Origin of the sequence: Cryobacterium sp. MLB-32, assembly GCF_000738085.1 — a bacterium.
GTDB lineage: Bacteria > Actinomycetota > Actinomycetes > Actinomycetales > Microbacteriaceae > Cryobacterium.
This window is the reverse complement of the sequence record NZ_JPRS01000260.1, coordinates 1-1,835: the sequence shown is the minus strand read 5'-3', so window position 1 is coordinate 1,835 and position 1,835 is coordinate 1. Positions and strand designations below refer to the sequence as shown.

At 62.1% G+C, this 1,835-nt stretch carries 3 protein-coding genes; 1 reads left to right on the top strand and 2 read right to left on the bottom strand.

Annotation, left to right across the window (positions count from 1 at the left end):
• Together JF66_RS17250 and JF66_RS17245 are read right to left on the bottom strand one after the other, a co-directional pair.
• A partial coding sequence (locus tag JF66_RS17250) for a low temperature requirement protein A (RefSeq protein ID WP_369798056.1) occupies window positions 1-384 on the bottom strand: 384 nt, incomplete at its 3' end.
• Window positions 385-544: 160 nt separating this feature from the next.
• Window positions 545-1,006, bottom strand: a complete 462-nt coding sequence (locus tag JF66_RS17245; protein WP_197059465.1) for an SRPBCC domain-containing protein — start codon at window positions 1,004-1,006, stop codon at window positions 545-547.
• Between the two features lie 340 nt (window positions 1,007-1,346).
• Here JF66_RS17245 and JF66_RS22440 point away from each other — a divergent pair, with 340 nt between their 5' ends.
• Window positions 1,347-1,514 carry a hypothetical protein gene (locus tag JF66_RS22440; RefSeq protein WP_197059466.1) on the top strand — a complete coding sequence of 56 codons (168 nt, stop codon included), beginning with the start codon at window positions 1,347-1,349 and terminating at the stop codon, window positions 1,512-1,514.
• Window positions 1,515-1,835 lie beyond the last annotated feature (321 nt).

The window sequence follows — 1,835 nt, the reverse complement described above, 5'->3', positions numbered from 1 at the left end:
GCTGTCGACGTGGACACCCTCGTCAAGCGACTGGAAGAGCGCCGGAAGGCCGAGCGCCAGCACGATGACACCGACCATCTGCACCATCGTCGAGATTCGATAGAACCAGTCGTCGGTGTCATAGGCAGAGGAAAACCACGAGAAGTTGATCCACGCCCAGCAGATGGCGACCATCGCGAAGCCAAAGCCGAGAAGCGCCTCAGCGAGATGCTGGACTGCGACAAGATGGGCGAACTGGTTAGCTGCGGCACCGATCGCCACAACAAACGTCACGTCGAACAACAGCTCCAGCGGGGTGACCACCCGGTGCGTCTCTCGCGGGTCACGCCCCGCCATCCGTCGTAGTCGAGGCACGAGCGGGGCATCCGGGGTCGTCTGGTTCACAGCGCTATGCTGCCACATGTCAGCGGCCAGATGCGCGCCGCGAGTATCTTCTACACCTGGTGGTTGCAGCTCAACCGATACTCCGAGGATCATGCTTCAAACAGTCTTCGTCGAGGCCACCGTCATATCGGCTCGTCGGGCGCTCCCCCGTAATCGTGAACTACGGGGTGACACCCTCAAGCAGCATCGCGAGCTCGTCGAGTTCGACGTCCCAGCCCTCTCGGTTCTGCTCAAGACGTGCGCGACGGTAGCGGGTGCCGCCGGGGAGTGTGTCGAAGCCCGATTCGATCACCGTGACATCCGTGCCGGTACCAGCATCGGCGATGGTGAAGCGCACGTGCGTCGAGTACTCGTCGAGCTCGTCGGCGGGGATTCCCGACCAACGGAAGCCGAACGAGCTCCCGGTCACCACCTCGGTGATTTCGATCGGGAAGCTACCGAAGTCATCCCAGTCGATGCTGCCAGTCGCACCGGGCTCGAGCGCGGCGAACCCCACAGTGTCTCCGAACCACTTGACCATCACCTCGGGGTCGGTCAGCGCCGTCCAGACGATCGCGGGCGAGGCCTCGATGTGCACGGTGCGGGTCACGGTGTGGCCCTTGATTCTTGCCTGATCAGACACGGTGTTTCCTTCACGTTCAAGCCGAGCGCGACGGGACATTGCCCGCCGAGCGGCACGTCAACTAGTTCTGCAAACGCACGTGATCGAGCCTACCCATGATTGGGTCTCAATCCTCCGAAGATCGTAGGCGCACAGCAGCGCGGGCGTGTGAACTTCTTCCACGAAGCGAGGGTGCCTGGTGTCGCGGCCGCTGTGAAGGGTGAGGATCTTGGGGTCCCGAGTCGTGCTGAATCGCTCCGGGTCCTGGGCGCGGGCCGCGGCCAGAGTCGCTGACCGCTCGAGAGCTTTAAGCCTGAATCCACCGGTCGACCTTAGTTTTTGACGGCGCGTTAAACCGAGAATGCCCCCGCTCTCCGGAAACTGTTCACGGGAACCTACGCTCCGTCGACGTTGGGATGGAGCCTCGGACCGCAGCCGAGTCCTCGACACGGACGCCTTCGCCACTGCTGCCGCCATCGCCGTCGTCCTCATCGAAACCGCCATCCCCACCGCAGCGGCTCTGATCTGATCGGCGAGGGTCGGCACGCTGCGTGACCCGGAGCATTATCGAAGGCATCCAGAAACGCCTGCAGAAGACCGAGCGCCACGGGTAGGGGATGCTGTCACGATGATGTCGGACTCAGGAGCGTGCACTGATCTTGATGCCGCGGCACCGGGCCACACTGAAAGGCCATCTCACAAGTCTTAGCTGTCGGTCCACATCGCATCAATAAGCGCCCCGTATCGCAAATTGTCACTTTCCTCAGCGCCGGTGGCGTGCTCGAAATTGAGAACGATCCAATCCGATTGGTACCCATCTGTTCCAAGAGTGTCCGCGAAGGCYTTTTGC

Bases quoted from the DNA above. Each gene is read 5' to 3' on its own strand.
- JF66_RS22440 (WP_197059466.1), top strand. From the start codon at position 1,347: ATGCCCCCGCTCTCCGGAAACTGTTCACGGGAACCTACGCTCCGTCGA.